17 protein-coding genes are annotated in these 19,276 nt (G+C 64.5%); 13 read left to right on the top strand and 4 right to left on the bottom strand.

The annotated features are described in order from the left end of the window. Positions 1-174: 174 nt before the first annotated feature. The 5 genes from F2P45_RS22460 (at position 175) to F2P45_RS22480 (ending at position 8,489) form a co-directional block, all read left to right on the top strand. On the top strand, positions 175-2,046 hold the full coding sequence (locus F2P45_RS22460) for an alpha/beta hydrolase family protein (RefSeq protein ID WP_370663295.1): 1,872 nt from the start codon (positions 175-177) through the stop codon (positions 2,044-2,046). Between the two features lie 83 nt (positions 2,047-2,129). Continuing rightward, a complete protein-coding gene (locus F2P45_RS22465) occupies positions 2,130-4,199 on the top strand; it encodes an alpha/beta hydrolase family protein (protein ID WP_166880120.1) in 2,070 nt (689 codons plus the stop codon). Positions 4,200-4,214: 15 nt separating this feature from the next. Continuing rightward, positions 4,215-4,580: an MmcQ/YjbR family DNA-binding protein gene (locus F2P45_RS22470; RefSeq protein WP_166880122.1), complete on the top strand. Its 366-nt coding sequence runs from the start codon at positions 4,215-4,217 to the stop codon at positions 4,578-4,580. Positions 4,581-4,746: 166 nt separating this feature from the next. Beyond that, positions 4,747-7,179: an acylase gene (locus F2P45_RS22475; protein WP_166880124.1), complete on the top strand. Its 2,433-nt coding sequence runs from the start codon at positions 4,747-4,749 to the stop codon at positions 7,177-7,179. Between the two features lie 92 nt (positions 7,180-7,271). Continuing rightward, positions 7,272-8,489, top strand: a complete 1,218-nt coding sequence (locus F2P45_RS22480; RefSeq protein ID WP_166880125.1) for a 6-phosphofructokinase — start codon at positions 7,272-7,274, stop codon at positions 8,487-8,489. A 75-nt stretch (positions 8,490-8,564) separates the two neighbouring features. Here the strand turns inward: F2P45_RS22480 and F2P45_RS22485 are convergent, their stop codons facing one another. Then, entirely contained in the window at positions 8,565-8,993 is a 429-nt protein-coding gene (locus F2P45_RS22485) for a type VI secretion system amidase immunity protein Tai4 (protein WP_166880127.1), read from the bottom strand. 380 nt (positions 8,994-9,373) lie between these two features. On the opposite strand from F2P45_RS22485, the gene F2P45_RS22490 reads away from it, so the two are divergent. Then, the gene (locus F2P45_RS22490) at positions 9,374-11,803 is read left to right on the top strand and encodes an acylase (RefSeq protein WP_166880129.1); all 2,430 of its coding nucleotides are present in this window, start codon (positions 9,374-9,376) and stop codon (positions 11,801-11,803) included. A gap of 107 nt (positions 11,804-11,910) precedes the next feature. Further along, positions 11,911-12,168 carry a hypothetical protein gene (locus F2P45_RS22495; RefSeq protein WP_166880131.1) on the top strand — a complete coding sequence of 86 codons (258 nt, stop codon included), beginning with the start codon at positions 11,911-11,913 and terminating at the stop codon, positions 12,166-12,168. A gap of 123 nt (positions 12,169-12,291) precedes the next feature. Here F2P45_RS22495 and purM read toward each other — a convergent pair whose 3' ends face one another. Further along, positions 12,292-13,335, bottom strand: a complete 1,044-nt coding sequence (gene purM, locus F2P45_RS22500) for a phosphoribosylformylglycinamidine cyclo-ligase (RefSeq protein ID WP_166880132.1) — start codon at positions 13,333-13,335, stop codon at positions 12,292-12,294. Positions 13,336-13,598: 263 nt separating this feature from the next. Between purM and hda the strand changes: the two genes are divergently transcribed. From hda to F2P45_RS22525, 5 genes are read left to right on the top strand one after another with little or no spacing between them, the layout of a single operon-like run. Beyond that, positions 13,599-14,282 carry a DnaA regulatory inactivator Hda gene (gene hda, locus F2P45_RS22505; RefSeq protein ID WP_166880134.1) on the top strand — a complete coding sequence of 228 codons (684 nt, stop codon included), beginning with the start codon at positions 13,599-13,601 and terminating at the stop codon, positions 14,280-14,282. Next, positions 14,279-14,953, top strand: a complete 675-nt coding sequence (locus F2P45_RS22510) for a histidinol-phosphatase (RefSeq protein ID WP_166880135.1) — start codon at positions 14,279-14,281, stop codon at positions 14,951-14,953. Before hda ends, F2P45_RS22510 begins: the two co-directional genes overlap by 4 nt. Next, entirely contained in the window at positions 14,946-16,355 is a 1,410-nt protein-coding gene (gene pcnB, locus F2P45_RS22515; RefSeq protein WP_166880137.1) for a polynucleotide adenylyltransferase PcnB, read from the top strand. The genes F2P45_RS22510 and pcnB overlap by 8 nt, the downstream gene beginning before the upstream one ends. After that, positions 16,352-16,825 (top strand): 2-amino-4-hydroxy-6-hydroxymethyldihydropteridine diphosphokinase, encoded by a 474-nt coding sequence (gene folK / locus F2P45_RS22520; RefSeq protein WP_166880139.1) that lies wholly within the window; start codon positions 16,352-16,354, stop codon positions 16,823-16,825. Before pcnB ends, folK begins: the two co-directional genes overlap by 4 nt. A gap of 1 nt (position 16,826) precedes the next feature. Beyond that, positions 16,827-17,174: a DMT family protein gene (locus F2P45_RS22525; RefSeq protein ID WP_126077647.1), complete on the top strand. Its 348-nt coding sequence runs from the start codon at positions 16,827-16,829 to the stop codon at positions 17,172-17,174. A 98-nt stretch (positions 17,175-17,272) separates the two neighbouring features. Here the strand turns inward: F2P45_RS22525 and F2P45_RS22530 are convergent, their stop codons facing one another. Further along, entirely contained in the window at positions 17,273-17,491 is a 219-nt protein-coding gene (locus F2P45_RS22530) for a phosphate ABC transporter substrate-binding protein (protein WP_166880141.1), read from the bottom strand. Positions 17,492-17,667: 176 nt separating this feature from the next. Then, positions 17,668-18,258: a hypothetical protein gene (locus F2P45_RS22535; RefSeq protein WP_166880142.1), complete on the bottom strand. Its 591-nt coding sequence runs from the start codon at positions 18,256-18,258 to the stop codon at positions 17,668-17,670. 148 nt (positions 18,259-18,406) lie between these two features. Here F2P45_RS22535 and panB point away from each other — a divergent pair, with 148 nt between their 5' ends. Beyond that, the gene (gene panB, locus F2P45_RS22540; protein ID WP_166880144.1) at positions 18,407-19,267 is read left to right on the top strand and encodes a 3-methyl-2-oxobutanoate hydroxymethyltransferase; all 861 of its coding nucleotides are present in this window, start codon (positions 18,407-18,409) and stop codon (positions 19,265-19,267) included. The last annotated feature ends 9 nt before the right edge of the window (positions 19,268-19,276 follow it).

The following is a 19,276-nucleotide window of genomic DNA, read 5'->3' on the forward strand; positions in this document are numbered from 1 at the left end:
CGTGTGGCCCCCCCCCCCCCCCATCCGCCCGCCGCCCGGGGCGGCCCCCCCCCGGGGTGGCGGCCCCGCGGGGGGGCGGGCCCCCCCCCCCCCCCCCCCACGCCGCTCGCCGACTTCTTCGACAACCCGGCCTTCAGCGCCGCCACGCTCTCGCCCAACGGCAAGTTTCTCGCGGTGCGCTACAACAAGGACAACCAGCGCGACCGCCTGATCGTGATCGAACTGGCCAGCCAGGCCGTCAAGGTGGTGGCCAGCTTCGCCGACCGCGATGTCGGCAACTTCCAGTGGGTCAACAACGAGCGCCTGGTGCTCGACACCACCGACAACACCGTCGGCCCGGGCGACGAGCGCTACTGGCCGGGCCTGTACGCGGTCAACCGCGACGGCGCCAGGTTCCGCCAGCTGGTGCAGGCCAGCGGGGCCTTTTTGCAGAACCGCGTCGTGGCCAGCAACATTTTGCCGGCCAACCATTTTCTGGTCGAACAGACCGGCGCGCAAACCTCGGACGATGTGTACGTCACCAATCCCAAGCGCGACGGGATTCATGGCGACGGCGAACTTCAATATGTCAACCTGCTGCGCCTCAATACCGTCACCGGGCGCAGCGAAACCGTGCGCCGGCCCGGTCCGGCGATGGGCTGGCTGCTCGACCACAAGGGCGAGCCGCGCATCTGCATCACGCTCGACAAGAATATCCAGACCACCTGGTACCTGGACCCGGCCAACAATCAATGGCGCGAGATCGCCGCCTTCGATGCCTATCTGGGCGGCAAGGATGCCTTCACCCCGCTCGCCTTCGCCCCCGACGGCAGCTTGTACGTGACCAGCGCCAGGGGCAAGGACAAGCAGGCCCTGCATACCTTCAACCTGGGCACCCTGCAAATCAGCGCGGAGCCATTGGTGATGCTGGCCGACTACGATTTCAGCGGCGAGCTGATCACCACGCGCGACAAGCTGCTCGGGGTGCGCTACCTGAGCGACGCCCGCTCGACAGTGTGGTTCGACGCAAAAATGAAAACCCTGCAGGAAGCCATCGACGCCGCCATGCCGGCCACCGTCAACCTGGTCGAGCTGCCGGCCCGCGCCGAGGCGCCGTGGGTGCTGGTGCGCTCGTACTCCGACCGCCAGCCCGAGCGCTACCTGCTGTACAACGTCGACACCGGCAAGTTCAACCCGGTCGGCAGCACCCACGAGCGCATCGTGCCGGCGCAGATGGCGGCGCAGGAAGCGGTGCGCTACAAGGCGCGCGACGGCCTGACCATTCCGGCCTGGCTGACCGTGCCGAATGGCGGGGCCAACGGTGGGCGCAAAAAGCTGCCGCTGGTGCTGCTGGTGCACGGCGGCCCCTGGGTGCGCGGCGGCGAATGGCGCTGGTCGGCCGCCAGCCAGTTCCTGGCCTCGCGCGGCTACGCGGTGCTGGAACCCGAATTTCGCGGCAGCACCGGCTTCGGCAAGGCGCACTACCACGCCGGCTGGAAACAATGGGGCTTGAAGATGCAGGACGATCTGGCCGACGGCGCCCGCTGGGCCATCACCGAAGGCATCGCCGACCCCGGGCGCATCTGCATCGCCGGCGCCAGCTACGGCGGCTATGCCACCCTGATGGGACTGGTGAACGATGCGGCCCTCTACCAATGCGGCATCAACTGGGTCGGCGTGACCGACATCAACTTGCTCTACACCGGGCACTGGAGCTTTGCCTCCGACATGAGCAGCGGCTACCTGAAGTACGGCGCCCCGGCCCTGATCGGCGACCCGCTCAAGGATGCGGCCCAGTTGCGCGCCACCTCGCCGCTGATGCAGGCCGCGCGCATCCGCCAGCCGGTGCTGCTGGCCTACGGCGCGGTCGACCGGCGCGTGCCGCTATACCACGGCAAGAAGTTCGTCGAGGCGCTCAAGGAGCACAATCCCGACGTCGAATGGGTGGTGTACCAGGAAGAGGCGCATGGCTGGTCGCTGCCGAAGAACCGCATCGACTTCTGGAGCCGGGTCGAAAAATTCTTGCAGCGCCATATCGGCATGGCGCGCGCGGGGGCCGAGCGATAGCACTGGCGCCGGACTTGGCAAAACGCTAGTATTGACAGAATAGACAGGACATCGTCTTTCCTCCCCCTTTACCGAGCCCATCCATGCCCGCTGCACGCCCGTCCCTTCCGCACCGTCGCGCCCTGCACGTCTGCGCCCTGCTCGTCTGCGCCCTGGCCGCGCCCGCCTTTGCCGCCTTTGCCGCCGAGCCGGCCGCGCCGGCGCCGCCGCCGCTGGCCGCCTTTTTCGACAACGCCGTTTTCAGCGAAGCGGAACTTTCCCCCAACGGCAAGTTCCTGGCCGTGCGCTTTTCCAACGATAACAAGCGCGACCGCCTGATCGTGATCGACCTGGCCAGCAACGCCACCACGGTCGTGGCCCAGTTCGACGATCGCGATGTCAACACCTTCCAATGGGTCAACAACGAGCGCCTGGTGCTGGACTCGACCGACAAGCGCATCGGCCAGGGCGACGTGGTGCACGGCCCGGGCCTGTTCGCGGTGAACCGGGACGGCAGCCATTTCAGGCAGCTGGTGCACCTCACCTGGGCGGCCTTCAAGCAACGCAGCGTGACCAGGATCACCTTGCCGCCCGACCACTACCTGGTGAGGCAGGCCGGCGCGCAAGCCTCCGACGAGGTGTACCTGACCAATCCCAAGCGCGACGGCGTGCGCGAGAACGGCGACATCAAGTACGTCAACCTGATGCGCCTGAACACCGTGACCGGACGCGCCGAGACGGTCGCGCGGCCGGGGCCGGCCGTGAGCTGGCTGCTCGACCACAAGGGCCAGCCGCGCCTGTGCGTCGCGCTGGAAAACAATATCGAAACCATCTGGTATCTCGATCCGTCCAGCAATGCATGGCGCACCCTGGCCTCCTTCGACCGCTACGCGGGCGGCAAGGATGCCTTCACGCCGCTGGCCTTCGGCCCGGACGGCACCTTGTACGTGAGCAGCGACGCCGGCAAGGACAAGCTGGCGCTGCATACCTTCGACCTGGCCAGCAAGCGCATCAGCGCCGAGCCGCTGGTGTCGCTGGCCGACTACGACTTCAAGGGCCAGCTGGTCACCTCGGGCGAGAAGCTGCTGGGGGTGCGCTACCTGAGCGACGCGCAAGCCACGGTGTGGTTCGACAGCAAGATGAAAACCCTGCAGGCGAGCATCGACGCCGCCCTGCCCTCGACCGTCAACCTGATCACGCCGGCGGCGCGCCCCGACAGTCCCTGGGTGCTGGTGCAATCGTATTCCGACCAGCAACCCGAGTACTACGCCTTGTACAACACCGATACCGGCAAATTCAACGGCGTCGGCGGCACCCGTGAGCGCATCGTGCCGGCGCACATGGCCACCCAGGAACTGGTGCGCCTGACGGCAAGCGACGGCCTGGCGCTGCCGGCCTGGCTCACGCTGCCGAACCCGGCCGGCCCATACCAGGGCAAGGGCCAGGACCAGCGCAAGAACCTGCCGATGGTGGTGCTGGTGCACGGCGGCCCCTACCTGCGCGGCAGCGAATGGGGCTGGTCGGCCGAGAGCCAGTTCCTGGCCTCGCGCGGCTACGCGGTGCTGCAACCCGAATTTCGCGGCAGTACCGGCTTCGGCAACAAACACTACAAGGCCGGCTGGAAGCAATGGGGCTTGAAGATGCAGGACGACATTGCCGACGCCACCCGATGGGCCATCGCCCAGGGCATCGCCGACCCCAAACGCATCTGCATCGCCGGCGGCAGCTACGGCGGCTATGCCACCCTGATGGGCCTGGTAAACGATCCGGCCCTGTACAAGTGCGGCATCAACTGGGCTGGCGTGACCGACATCGAGCTGCTCTACACGGGCCACTGGAGCGCTACCTCGGATGCCACCAGCGCCTACCTGAAGTACGGCGCGCCGGTCCTGATCGGCGACCCCGACAAGGATGCGGCCCAGCTGCGCGCCACCTCGCCGCTGCTGCAGGCCGCGCGCATCACCCAGCCGCTGCTGATGGCCTATGGCGGGGCCGACCGGCGCGTGCCGCTGTATCACGGCAAGAAATTCTACGACGCCGTCAAAGCCCGCAATCCCGACATCGACTGGGTCGTGTATCAGGAAGAAGGGCATGGCTGGTCGTTGCCAAAAAACCGCATCGACTTCTGGGGACGGGTCGAAAAATTTCTCGGGCGCCACATCGGCACGCCGTAACAGGCCGCCACTGTCATGAACACGCAACAATTACAACAGCGCTGCCGCGCCTTTGCGCATGCAAGCGAGACTTTGCATCCGCATCCGGGCAATATTCTGGAGTATGCGGTGGGCGGAAAGAAGTTTGCCTACTTCAAGACCAGCGAACCGGAAAAATGGCGGTTCAGCCTGCGCGTCGCGCCCGATCTGTTTCTCGGTCTGACCGCCATGCCTGGCGTGAAACCGGCGCGCTACATGGGCCGCTTTCATTGGGTGACGATCGTCGATGTGTGCAGTTTTCCGCCGGAGTGGCTGGCCGAATTGCTGGCCTGGTCGTACCAGAAAGCCCGTTCCGGGCTTAGCAAGGCAGAGCTCGCTTCACTGGACGGCAAGGCGGCTTGAGGGCGCTCGCGCAGGTCTGCCGCAGGCTCACCGAACGCCTGCCGGACGCCCATTTCTACCACGTCCGCAGCGCGTTCTCAAAGTTAATATTTCTACAATTTTTATGTATTTTCGATATAAAATATCGCTCTGCTGCGCCATCAAATGCCCTTAACACGAGACCTACATGACCATCCCTTTCAAGTACCACCGCGCGCCCCGCTTGCTGGCGCTCGCCGGCGCCGTTGCCATGGCCTTTGCCGCCGGTTGCAGTAACGACGACTCTTCCGATTCCAAGCCGGCCAAGCCGGGCGAACCAGCCGCCAAATACCAGGCCGAGATCAGCCGCACTTCGTTCGGCGTGCCGCACATCAAGGCCAACGATGAAGGCAGCCTGGCCTACGGCGTGGCGACCGCCTACGCGCAAGACAATGTCTGCCTGATGGCCGACGAATTCACCACCGTCAGCGGCGAGCGCTCGAAACACTTCGGCCCAAGCGCGACGCGCCAGACCTCGGACATCCCGAACCTGCAGACCGATTTCTTCTACCGCATCATCAACGATGACGAGGCCGTCAAAACGGCCTGGAACGCCCATTCGGCACCGATGAAAGCGATGATCGAAGGCTACGTCGCCGGCTACAACGATTACCTCGACAAGACCGGCATGAACAACCTGCCCACCGCCTGCAAGAACGGCTCCTGGGTACGCAAGGTGAACGAGCAGGACATGATCCGCCTGCTGCGCCGCTACGCCGCCGAAGCGAGTTCCGGCCAGTTCATCGCGGCCATGGTGGGCGCCACGCCGCCCGGCCAGAATGGCTTGATCCCGGCCGTGCCGCCCAAGGCCGGCATGCATCCGATGGACCCCGACTACTGGGTCGCGATGCGCGAACGCACCGGCAGCAATGCCGTGGCGCTTGGCAAGGATGCCACCGACAACGGCCAGGGCATGCTGCTCGGCACTCCGCACTTCCCATGGCGCGGCGCGCTGCGCTTCTACCAGCTGCACCTGACCATTCCCGGCAAGCTCGACGCGATGGGCGCGGCCCTCGGTGGCATGCCGATGGTCAATATCGGCTTCAACCAGAACCTGGCCTGGACCCACACGGTCAACAACTCGGCCCACTTCACGGTGCACATGACGCCGCTCGACCCGAGCGATCCGACCAAGTACATCGTCGACGGCAAGCCGCAGGCCATGACGCGCAAGAGCGTCAGCGTCGAGGTCAAGGACGCGAACGGCCTGCTGAGCACCCAGACGCGCACCTTCTACAGCAGCCAGTACGGCCCGGTGGTCGTCATTCCCGGCCAGCTCGACTGGAACGCCGGCATGGCGTTTTCGATCAACGACGCCAACCTCGGCAACCATCGCCTGCTGGAACAGTGGTACGGCATGAACACGGCGCGCAGCCTGGACGAGTTCAAGGGCGCGATCGACCGCACCGTCGGCCTGCCATGGGTCAACACCCTGGCCGTCGACAAGGAAGGCGCGGCGCTGTTCATGGACGTCACCGTGGTCCCGCATGTCACCAAAGCCATGCAGGACGCCTGCGTGCCGGCGCCGTTCAAACCGCTGGCGGCGCGCGGCCTGTTCGTGCTCAACGGCGCCACCAGCGCCTGCGCCCCCGCCATCGACAAGGCCGCGCCGCAGCCGGGCATCTTCGCCGGCGCCAGCCTGCCGCGCCTGGTGCGCAGCGACTACGTGCAGAACTCCAACGACAGCGCCTGGCTGTCCAACCCGCAAGCGCCGCTGACCGGCTTCCCGGACATCGTCAGCGTCGACAATGTCGAGCAGTTCGGCCGCACCCGCCTCGGCATCACCCAGGTGCAGAAACGCCTGGCCGGCACCGACGGCCTGGCCGGCCGCAAGATGACGGTTGCGCAATTGCAGGCTTTGGCCCTGAGCAACCGCGTCTACTACGCCGACCAGATCATGGACGACGTGCTGGCGCTGTGCCGCGGCGAGCAGGCCGACAGCGGCGATATCACGACCGCCTGCGCGCGCCTGAACCAGTGGGACCGCACGGTCAACCTCGACAGCAACATCGGCTACCTGTACTTCACCGGCCTGTGGGAGCGCATCCTGCGCGTGCCGGGCATGTGGGCGGTGCCGTTCAACCCGGCCGACCCGGTCAACACCCCGCGCGGCCTGAACCGCGACAACCCGGCCATCGCCACCACGGTACGCCAGGCGCTGGCGGCGGCGGCGCAGGACGTGGCGAAACTGGGCGTGTCGCAAGATGCGCGCTGGGGCGACGTGCAGCTGGCCACGCGCGGCACCCGCCGCATTCCTGTCCACGGCGGCAAGGGCGCCGATGGCGTGTACAACGCGATCGGCACCGTGCCGGCCGGCGACGGCAAGCTCGAAGTGATCTACGGCACCAGCTACATCCAGACCGTGTCCTTCAACAAGGATGGTCCGCAAGTGCAAGCCATGCTGGCCTACTCGCAATCGACCGACCCGGCCTCGAAGCATTTCGCCGACCAGACCGAGCGCTTTTCGAAGAAGGAATGGATCACCCAGCCGTACACGGAAGCGCAGATCAAGGCCGATCCGGCGTTCTCGACCATGACGGTGACGCGCAAGGCCGATGGCAAGGCGGCAGCCAAGCCCTGAGTTGTCCGTCGTTGTTCGTCCCAAGCTGTAAAGAAACAGGCAGCCGGCCGCCGTGGCGGTAGACTGCCTGTTCTCACCTCAAGGAGATGCACATGTCGTCAGGAAAAATTCTGGTCGCACAGGGAGGCGGACCCACCGCCGTGATCAACCAGTCGATGGTCGGCGTGGTGCTCGAAGCGCGCCGCTTTCGCAACGTCACGCGCGTGTACGGCGCCATGCACGGGGTACGCGGCATCGTCGACGAAGACTTCATCGACCTGACCCAGGAAACCAGCCACAACCTGGAGCTGGTCGGCAAGACGCCTTCCTCGGCGCTCGGCTCGACCCGCGACAAGCCCGATATGGCCTATTGCCAGAAAATTTTCGAGGTGCTGCGCGCACACGAAATCGAGCATTTTTTCTACATCGGCGGCAACGATTCATCGGACACGGTGCGCATCGTCAGCCTGGAGGCGCAAAAGGCCGGCTATCCGCTGCGCTGCATTCACATTCCCAAAACCATCGATAACGATCTGGTCGGCAACGATCACACGCCCGGCTTTCCCTCGGCCGCGCGGTTTGTCGCGCAAGCCTTCGCCGGCGCCAATCTCGACAACGCGGCCTTGCCCGGCGTGTACGTGGGGGTGGTGATGGGACGGCATGCCGGCTTCCTGACCGCCGCCGCCGCGCTCGGCAAGAAATTTCCCGACGACGGCCCGCACCTGATCTACCTGCCCGAGCGCACCTTCGTGCTCGAACAATTCCTGGCCGACGTCAAGGCCACCTACGAGCGCTACGGGCGCTGCGTGATCGCCGTGTCCGAAGGCATCCACGACGCCTCGGGCGAAGCGATCGCCAGTTTGCTCTCGAGCGACATCGAGCGCGATGCGCACGGCAATGTGCAGCTGTCGGGCACCGGCGCGCTGGCCGACTTGCTGTGCGACGAAATCAAGTCCAGGCTCGGCATCAAGCGCGTGCGCGGCGACACCTTTGGCTACCTGCAACGCTCGTTCATTGGCTGCGTGTCGGACGTCGACCAGCGCGAGGCGCGCGAAGTGGGCGAAAAAGCGGTGCAGTTCGCCATGTGGGGCGAGCGCGACGGCTCGGTGGCGATCAAGCGCACCGGCTACTACTCGGTCGACTATGAACTGGTGCCCCTGGAAAGCGTGGCCGGCAAGACGCGCACGATGGAAGACATCTTCATCAGCGAGAGCGGCACCGACGTCACCGACGCCTTCCGCCTGTACCTGCGCCCGCTGCTCGGTTCGGGCATGCCGGACGCCTTCCGCCTGCGTCCGGCGCCGGTCGAGAAGATCCTGGGCAAGAAATAGGGCAGACATCGCCCGCGCTAAGTGAGGCCCCCGGGTAGATTCTCCTGACGTCGGGATTCCGGGGCGAAGACCGCTCTATTTCTTCTTGCGCTTAGGAGGCTTATCACGCACCCAATCGGGATGAGGGACGTACTGACGGACTTGTTCATTCAGTTCCTTGCTGTGGAACATGTCCAGGCACTTGAGCAGCTTGAATTCGGCGCCGACGTAAGCTTCAAACGGGTTAGTGTAGTCACGGCGTAGGTATTGCTCTGCCAAGCGCTCCGTGGCAGGGTTGCCTTTATCGAAATCGTAATACGTCCACTCCAAAAACACGCTCGTGGTGACGCTTGCATCATCGCCTGCCGGCGACCCCTTGTAGGCGTTGGAGATGCACGCAGCCAGCGCCCTGTCCTTGTAGTTCTCGGCATTGGTACGGCTTGGGGCCATCACGTTCGATGTTCCTGCAATAGACGGCAAGCAAAAACTCAACAAGAGCGCGCCGAAGGTGAGTGCAATTTTCATTGGTGTGCCCAAAAGTTCGCTTTGATTAGTCGGTATTGTGCGTCAGCCTGGGTGAAGGAACAGTGGCCATAACAGCTTGTTCCGTCAAAAAGTGTCGCATGAGCTCTTGCATCGCGCCAACTGGCAATGGATGAAAAGTGCTCATGAAGAAGCGAATATAGTTCAAAAAAGACCACATGCGCCCAAGCTTCTTTGTTTTCCTTCGCTCCGCCAGCCTGCACCTTCGCAACAGCTTGTATCTGGAGAGCTTGTAGAAACGCTGCTCCAGGTACCGCCCGATGCACCGTCCCGGCGCATCTGCTTGCCCTTTTCGTATTTTGATTGTTTTGGCAACAGTAACAACGCAACACTGCGGTCCCGTCAACCCACCCCGGACCGCCATGACCCTGCACTCCCCTTCATCCTCCCCGCTGCTGCGCGCCAGCACCGCCGCCATCCTGCTGGCGCTCGCCGCCTGCGGCGACAAGGACGGCACGCCGGCCGAAGCGGCGCCCAAATACGCCGCCGAAATCCGCCGCACCGCCTACGGCATCCCGCACATCAAGGCCGATGACGACGGCGGCCTCGGCTACGGCATCGGCTATGCCTACGCGCAAGACAATGTGTGCCTGCTGGCCGAGCGCATCGTCACCGCCAACGGCGAACGCGCCAAGTATTTCGGCGCGCAGGCGCGCGGCGCGACCGAGGACACGGCGCCCAACCTGGCTTCCGACTTCTTCTATCGCCTCATCAACGAAGCGGACGCGGTGGCCACTGCCTGGCAGCAGCAGCCGGCGCCGATGCGCGCGCTGGTCGAAGGCTATGTGGCCGGCTACAACCAGTACCTGGACGAGCGCGGCAAGGACGGCTTGCCCGACGCCTGCAAGAACGCCCCCTGGGTGCGCAGCATGACCAGCGCCGACATGATGAAAATCGTGCGCCGCTACGCCGCCGAGGGCGCGGGCAGCCGTTTCATCGAAGCCCTGGTGGCCGCAGCGCCGCCGGCCATGGGCGCGCCGGCACCGGCGGCGCGCGCGGCCGGCGCACGCCGTGGCGGTCCCGGCTTGATCGATCCGCAATACTGGCAACAGCGGCACGCCCGCACCGGCAGCAACGGCGTGGCCCTGGGCAAAGATGCTACCGAGAATGGCCAGGGCCTGCTGCTGGCCAATCCCCATAACTGGTGGAACGGCGATTTGCGCTTTTACCAGCTGCACCTGACCATTCCCGGCAAGCTCGACGTGATGGGCGCCTCGCTGGGCGGCATGCCGATGGTCAGCATCGGCTTCAACAAGGACGTGGCGTGGACCCACACCAACAACACCTCCAGCCACTTCACCGTGCACCAGTTGCAGCTCGACCCGCGCGATCCGACCAGCTACATGGTCGACGGCAAGTCCCAGCCCATGACGCGCAAGCGCATCGAGGTCGAGGTGCGCCAGCCGGACGGCAGCCTGGCCACGCGCAGCCACGATTTTTACCAGACCGAGGTGGGCGTGGTGATGCGCCTGCCGGACCAGCTGGAGTGGAACCGCAAGGTCGCCTACACCCTGCTTGACGCCAACATGGGCAATCACCGCATGCTGGAACAATGGCGCGCCATGAACAGCGCGCGCAGCGTGAACGAGCTGCGCGACGGCATCGACCGCATCGTCGGCCTGCCGTGGGTCGGCACCATCGCCGCCGACAAGGAGGGCAAGACCATGTATCTGGACGTGACGGTGGTGCCGAATGTGCCGCTGGCCAAGGAAAAAGCGTGCGTGCCGGAAGCCTTCCGCGAGGCCGCGGCCGGCGGCGTGCTGGTGCTGGACGCGTCGACCAGCGCCTGCCGCCCCGGCAACGACCCGGGCGCGCCGCAAAGCGGCATCTTCGCCGGCGCCAGCCTGCCGCGCCTGGAACGCGACGATTTCGTGCAGAACTCGAACGACAGCGCCTGGCTGACCAATCCGGCCGCGCCGCTGACCGGCTTTCCGTCGATTGTCAGTGTCGACGCGCAGGAGCAAAGCGGGCGCACCCGCATCGGCATCGCCCAATTACAGGCGCGCCTGGCCGGCACCGATGGCCAGCCTGGCCGGCGCATGTCGATGCCCCAGCTGCAAGGGCTCTTGTTCAGCAACCGCGTCTACTACGCCGGCCAGATCATGGACGACGTGCTGCGCGCCTGCGACGGCGAACGCCAGGCGCGCGCCGCCAACGGCGCCATGGTCGACCTGGCGCCGGCCTGCGCCAGACTGCGCGCCTGGGACCGCACGGCCAACCTGGAGACCAATATCGGCTTCGGCTATTTCGCCAGCGTGTGGGACCAGCTGTACGGCTCGCCCCTGTTCTGGGCCGTGCCCTTCAACGCGGCCGATCCGGTGGGCACGCCGCGCGGCCTGCGCGTGGACGATGCGGACGGCGTGCATGCCCTGCGCACGGCCCTGGCCAACGCCGTGCTCGAGATGGAAGCGAACGGCTGGGGCCTGAACAGCACCTGGGGCGACATCCAGCACACCGAGCGCAACGGCAAGCGGATTCCCATCCATGGCGGACGCTACCAGTACGGCATCTATAACGTCATCGCCAGCGAGCCGGCCAAAGGGGGCGGGCGCGAGGTAACCGAAGGCGGCAGCTACGTGCAGACCGTGATGTTCGACCGCAACGGCCCGCAGGCGCAAGCCATGCTCGCCTACTCGCAGTCGGTCGACCCGGCCTCGCCCCACTACGCGGACCAGAGCGAGCTGTATTCGCGCAAAGCCTGGCACACCCTGCCCTTTACCGACGCGCAGATCGCGGCCGATCCCAAGGTCAGCCGAATTGCCATCAGTCACAAGGTGAAAGGCACGCAGTAACGGGCGCGCAACACACACGCCACTTATAAAAAACAAAACGTTTTTAAAAAGGCATTTTATGATAGGACTGTGTTAAGTTATGGTTACTATCCTTGACTGGAACGATGATGAAAAATCTGATTCTGGCGTGTGTGTGCTTTCCCCTGCTGCTGGCCGCCTGCAACGGGCCGCTCGATGTCACCTTGGCCGACAGCGGCGATCCGGTCAAGGGCGCAGCGCTGAAAAAGGCGCTGACCCCGGAAGAGAGCGAACTGCTGGTGTCCTACGTGGCGCAGCACACAATGGCCCAGGACATCGACTACAAGATGACAGTCAAGCAAGCCATCGCGGCGCGGCGCAAGGAACTTGCCAGCAACCAGAAGTAAATATCGCTGGCGCTGCCGCTGTTCCGCCAAGCCAGTAATGCCCGGCATGGTCGACATGAAAAAAATCAAAAAAACGGACGGGACCCGAAGGCGCCGTCCGTTTTTTGTTTGACCGCAAAGCGTTTAGCTGACGATCGTCTGGTGCTCGTCGCCCGCGCGCGCGCGGATCGTGCCGATGCGCGAGACCGTCTCGCCGGCCGCCTGCAACTGCGCAAACGCCGCATCCGCGTTTTCTTTCGACACGATGACGATCATGCCGATGCCGCAGTTGAACACGCGGTGCATTTCGGCATCGGCCACGCCGCCGTGCTGTTGCAGCCACTGGAACAGCGGCGGCATGGTCCATGCCGTCGAATCGAGCACCGCCGTCAGCCCCGGCTGCAGCACGCGCGGCACGTTTTCGACCAGCCCGCCGCCGGTGATGTGCACCATGCCTTTGACTTCCATCGATTCCATCAGCGCCAGCAATGGCTTGACGTAAATACGGGTCGGCTCCATCAGTACGTCGGCCAGCGGACGGCCGTGGAAGTCGGCGTTCAGGTCCGGCTTGGCCACTTCGATGATCTTGCGCACCAGCGAGTACCCGTTCGAGTGCACGCCCGACGAGGCCAGGCCCAGCACCACGTCGCCCGGGCAGATCTTGGTACCGTCGATGATCTTCGATTTTTCCACCGCGCCGACCGCGAAACCGGCCAGGTCGTACTCGCCGGCCGGGTACATGCTCGGCATTTCAGCGGTTTCGCCGCCGATCAGGGCGCAACCGGCCTGCTCGCAGCCCTGGGCGATGCCCTTGACCACGGCGGTCGCGGTCGGCACGTCCAGCTTGCCGCATGCGAAATAATCGAGGAAGAACAGCGGCTCGGCGCCCTGCACCAGGATATCGTTCACGCTCATGGCGACCAGGTCGATGCCGACCGTGTCATGGCGGTTCAGTTCGAACGCGAGCCTGAGCTTGGTGCCCACGCCGTCGGTGCCGGACACCAGGACCGGCTCCTTGAACTTCTTGCTGATCTCGAACAGCGCGCCGAAACCGCCGATGCCGCCCATGACGCCTTCGCGCATGGTTTTCTTGGCAAACGGCTTGATCGCTTCGACCAGGGCGTCGCCCGCATCGATATCGACACCGGCGTCGCGGTAGGAGAGGGAAACATTAGAAAGTTGGCTCATGGTGTATTTGGCAGCGGAGGCGGTAAAATAGAAGGCGGCGAACCGATTCAAGCCGAGGACGGCCAAAACTGGTCAATCCGCTATTTTATCAAAATGCCCCGTCCATAGCCGATTTAACCCACATTACAACAATAAGATGCTCATTCTCTCCGCCAAAGCACCGCAGCACCGGGCCGGCCAGCCGCCCCCATCGCCACCCCCACGATCCGCGTGGCAGCTTCTATAATGATGCCTGATGTATACGACGGCGCAAGAATGAACTCATGAAACAGCTGGTACTCGATTTGGGCGCAGAGCAGGCGCACAGCCTCGATACCTTCGAGGTAGGGCAAAATGCCGAACTGGCGCATCTGATGCACCAGTTCGCGGAGCGTCGTTCGCGCGAACATTTCGCCTACCTGTGGGGCGAGACCGGCGCCGGCAAGACCCACCTGCTGCAGGCCCTGGCCGCCACCCCCGGCTCGCGCTACATCGCCTGCAACGCGCCGGAATCCGAATTCACCTACACCCCGGACACCACCCTGTACCTGCTCGACGACTGCGAACAGCTCTCGCCGCAGGCCCAGATCGACGCCTTTGCGCTGTTCAACCAGATCCGCGAACACGGCGCCTACATGGTCAGCACCGGGCCGGTGCCGCCGGTGGTGCTGCCGGTCCGCGAAGACCTGCGCACGCGCATGGGCTGGGGGCTGATCTACCAGATCCACGGCCTGGCCGACGAACAGAAGATCGCCGCGCTCACGCACGCCGCCGAAGCGCGCGGTTTGACCTTGTCGGCCAGCGTGTTACCCTATCTGCTGTCCCATTTCAAGCGCGACATGCGCTCCCTGTCGACGATGCTAGACGCACTCGATCAGTATTCCCTCGAAACCCAGCGACCGGTGACCCTGCCGTTGCTGCGCGATTTACTCTTACAAGCGAACCCGCAAGCGGACACCAAAGAATGAAGAACCTGGCGCTGTTTGACCTGGACCACACCCTGCTGCCGATCGATTCGGACCACGAATGGGGCGAATTTTTAGTCCGCACCGGCGCCGTCGAGCCGCTCGAATTCAAGCGCCGCAACGACGAATTTTTCGAACAGTACAAGGCCGGCACGATCGACCCGGTCGAGTACCTCGAATTCGCCCTCGGCACCCTGGCGCGCTTTCCGCGCAAGGAACTCGACGCCATGCACGCGCGCTTCATGGCCGAGGTGATCGAACCGGCCATCCTGCCGAGCGCGCGCGCACTGCTGCGGCGGCACCAGGACGCCGGCGACCTGGTGGCCATCATCACCGCCACCAACCGCTTCGTGACCGCGCCGATCGCCAGGGCGCTGGGGGTGGAGCACCTGATCGCCGCCATCCCCGAAGAGGACGAACACGGCAACCTGACCGGCAAACTGCTTGGCGTGCCGACCCAGGGTGCGGGCAAGGTCACCCACACCCACGCCTGGCTGGCGCAGATAGGCACCCCGCTCGATGCTTTTGGGCGCAGCCACTTCTACAGCGATTCGCACAACGATCTCCCCCTTCTGTCCGTCGTCACCCACCCCGTCGCGACCAACCCGAACGCCGTGCTGGCGACCCACGCCACACGCCTTGGCTGGCCTTTACTCCATCTATTCAATGATTAAAAAATTCATCCGCAAAATCCTCGGCGTCAAAGAGAAGCAGCCAGTGCGCGACCTGACCGAACCCGTGATCCTGGGACCGGCGGAGCACGGGATCGACCCCAAGCTGCTGTCGTCGAACGCGATCCGCGTGACTCAAACATTGCAGGAGGCGGGCTTCAAGGCGTTCGTGGTGGGCGGCGCTGTGCGCGACCTGCTGCTGTCGGTCAAACCGAAGGACTTCGACATCGCCACCGATGCCACGCCCGAACAGGTCAAGCGCCTGTTCCGGCGCGCCTTCATCATCGGCAAGCGCTTCCAGATCGTGCACGTGATGTTCGGCTCCGACCTGCTGGAGGTGACCACCTTCCGCGGCGCCGGCGAAGCGAGCGCGCCCAAGGACGAACACGGACGGGTCCTGCGCGACAATAACTTCGGCCCCCAGCACGAAGACGCGATGCGGCGCGACTTCACCATCAACGCCATGTACTACGATCCGGCCACGCAAGTGGTGCTCGACTACCACGGCGGCATTGCCGACATTCGCGACAAGACCCTGCGCATCATCGGCCAGCCCGAAGCGCGCTACCGCGAAGACCCGGTGCGCCTGCTGCGCGTGGTGCGCTTCGCCGCGCGCCTGGGTTTCACCATCGAGCCGCACACGCGCGAACCGATTCCGATCATGGCGCCATTGATCAACAACGTGCCGGCCGCGCGCGTGTTCGACGAAATGCTCAAGCTCCTCATGAGCGGCCACGCGCTGGCCTGCCTGCAGCAGCTGCGCAAGGAAGGCCTGCATCACGGCCTGCTGCCGCTGCTCGACGTGGTGCTGGAGCAGCCGATCGGCATGAAGTTCGTGACCCTGGCGCTGGAGTCGACCGACAACCGCATCAAGGCCGGCAAGGGCGTCTCGCCGGGCTTCCTGTTTGCCTCGCTGCTGTGGCACCAGGTCGTCGAAAAATGGACCGCCTACCGCGCGGCGGGCGAGTCGCCGATTCCGGCGCTGCACCTGGCGGCCGACGACGTGCTCGATTCGCAGACCGAAAAACTGGCCCTGCAGCGCAAGATCGGCTCGGACATGCGCGACATCTGGTCGATGCAGCCGCGCTTCGAGCGGCGCAACGGCAAGGCCCCGTACAAGCTGCTGGAACACCCGCGCTTCCGCGCCGGCTACGACTTCCTGCTGCTGCGCTGCGAGTCGGGCGAGATCGAGATGGAGATCGGCGAATGGTGGACCGCTTTCTATGAAGGCGACGCGGTCGAACGCGAAGACCTGCTCACCAGCGCCGTCGCCGCGCCGGGAGGCGCCAAGCGCAAGCGCGCACCACGGCGCGCACCGCGCAACCGCGCCAATGGCGAGGGCGGCGACAACGCCACCAGCACCGGCAGCACCAGCACCACCGGCAGCACCAGCGGCGACGAATGATCGCCTACGTCGGCATCGGCGCCAACCTGGGCGACGCCCGTGCCAACGTGGCCGACGCCCTGGCGCGTCTGGCTGCGCTGGACGCCTGCCGCCTGCTGGCGCAGTCGTCGGCCTGGCGCACCGCGCCCATCGATTCCTCGGGCGACGACTACATCAACGCGGTGGCCTGCATCGACACGGACCTGCGTGCGCAAGACCTGCTGGCCGCGCTGCAGGCGATCGAACTGGCGCACGGGCGCGAACGGCCCTATCGCAACGCCCCGCGCACGCTGGACCTCGACATCCTGCTCTACAACGATGAACGGATCGACACGGCCGCCTTGCAAGTGCCGCATCCGCGCATGCTGGAGCGCGCCTTCGTGCTGGCGCCGCTGCTGGAAATCGCACCAATCATCGACGTGCCCGGGCATGGCCCGGCGCGCGACTATCTGGCAGCTGTCGCCGGCCAGGCCATCGAACGGCTGAACTGACATGCAGATTCCGATTTTTGTGCAGACCGCCGGCCTGCTGGTGTTGTCGAACATATTCATGACGATCGCCTGGTACGGCCACCTGAAGAACATGTCGAGCAAGGCGTGGTGGTATGCGGCGCTGGTCAGCTGGGCCATCGCCCTGTTCGAGTACCTGCTGCAGGTGCCGGCCAACCGCATCGGCCACACCCAATACAGCCTGGCGCAGCTCAAGATCCTGCAAGAAGCCATCACCCTCACCGTGTTCGTGCCGTTCGCGATGTTCTACATGGGCGAACCGTTCAAGCTCGATTACGTGTGGGCCGGGCTGTGCCTGGTTGGCGCGGTCTACTTCATCTTCCGCAGCTGACCCAGCGTTCGGGGCGCACTGAAACGGCGATGTTCAGCTGAACATCGCCGTTGATTGACAAGCTTGAATCAATCGGTGAATTGGGCGCTAAGCCCGCATCATTTCCACTGCGTCTTGCGCTGACGCTTCCAGCAGCGTTGGCGGTTGACGATATGGCTGTTCACGGTTTCGTATCCGTGCGGGAAACAACGAGAACAACCGTTGTCGTTTCTGATCTTTACCCGGGAGACACTGGTACCGGATATTTTTTGGGGAAAATCCACCAGGCCGTATTCGTTATGGCCAAACGCCTTGATCAAGCGTGCATGCTGTTTCACTGTATTCTCCATTAGTTAATTACCTAATGAAGAGCGCCTTTCGAGATTGCTTTGAGCACGCTGAACATCCTTTCAAGTTTGTCGGATCGAACCTGGCGCCCGATCGTGTTCGATAGCGCCGCCTGTTCCTGCTTGCTGTTTGAGCATATCCATTTCATCCGGCACGGTCAACGCGCTTACCATTTGCAACCCTTGTCGCTCAGGGTGCCCTTGAGAATCGGGATCAAGGCGAACAGATTTCCTTTCGGATCGCCACTGTGCGCGGTGCGGCAGTCGGCACGGTGCGCCTTGGCGACCGCCTTCGCCAGCGCGGTATCGTCCGCGCCCCTGATGCGCAACTGCTCACGCTCACGGTCGATTCCTGTCAGCGGTTCGGCCCCCATCCGCCTGGCGTCGGATAAGGCCTTGCCCAAGTCAAAACCCGGCGCTGGCGAGATGGGGACAGGTTCCACAGGCCGGCTGGCGGCATCCGCTTGCACGTCCACTGCCGGCGCAGGGCGTTCCCGGCGTCCGGCGGCTGTACCGGTCCGCTTGCCCTTGGCGGACGTTTGCGGCCGCACCCGCGGAATGGCCGCCACGGCGGGTACAGCTTTTTCCGCGACCGGAAACAGCACCTGGAGATACGATACCGCCGGCCCGGACCGAGTGCGTTCGCTCCTGGTGGAGACGATCAAATACCAGGCGACCAGCACGTGCCCGAATGCCATCGCCATCAACACCACGGGGCGGCCGCGCCGCGTGCCTGCCCGTGAAAACTCATTTTGCATAAGCTGCATGTTTTATCTATAAACAAGATGCCTGGCCGGCGATTATCGCACCTTCCGGCGGGACAACTTTAAGTCCATCCCGGGCACATTCGGGCCGATGGCATTACACTATGCGCCGTTGCGACCATTTTGATATCAAAGGACTATTATGAGCGGTTATCTGCAGGGTAAGGACATGACGGGCGGCGAGACTCCGGCGCCGGTCAAGCCGGTCATGACGAAGGCGGTAACGATTCCTTCGCTGAACGCGATGCGCGCATCGGGCGCCAAGATCACGATGCTGACCTGCTACGACGCCAGCTTCGCGACCTTGATGGACCGCTGCGGCGTGGAAGTGCTGCTGATCGGCGATTCGCTGGGCATGGTCTGCAATGGACATCACTCGACCTTGCCGGTCACGGTGGCCGAGATTGTGTACCACACCGCCGCTGTCGCGCGGGGCAACAAGAGCGCGATGGTGATCGCCGATATGCCTTTCGGCAGCTACGGCACGCCGGAAGCGGCGTTCAACAACGCGGTGCAGCTGATGCAGGCCGGCGCGCACATGGTCAAGATCGAGGGCGGCGCGTGGCTGGCCGAGACGGTCCGTTTCCTGACCGACCGCGCCATTCCAGTGTGCGCGCACCTGGGCCTCACGCCGCAGTCGGTGCACCAGCTGGGCGGCTACAAGGTGCAGGGCAAGTCCATCGAAAGCGCGGCGCAGCTCAAGGCCGACTCGCTGGCGCTGGAAGCGGCGGGCGCGGCATTGGTGCTGTACGAGGCGATTCCTAGCGCCCTGGGCAAGGAGCTGACCGAGGCGCTGAAGGTGCCGACGATCGGCATCGGCGCGGGGCCGGACTGTTCGGGCCAGGTGCTGGTGATGCACGACATCCTGGGGGTTTTCCCGGGGCGCAAAGCGCGCTTCGTGAAGAACTTCATGGACGGGCAGACCAGTATCGACGCCGCCGTGAGCGCGTATGTGAACGCGGTCAAGGATGGCAGTTTTCCGGCGCTCGAGCACTGCTTCTGAAGCCTGCGC

It is taken from the genome of Massilia mucilaginosa, assembly GCF_011682145.1.
Classification (GTDB): domain Bacteria; phylum Pseudomonadota; class Gammaproteobacteria; order Burkholderiales; family Burkholderiaceae_D; genus Telluria_A; species Telluria_A mucilaginosa.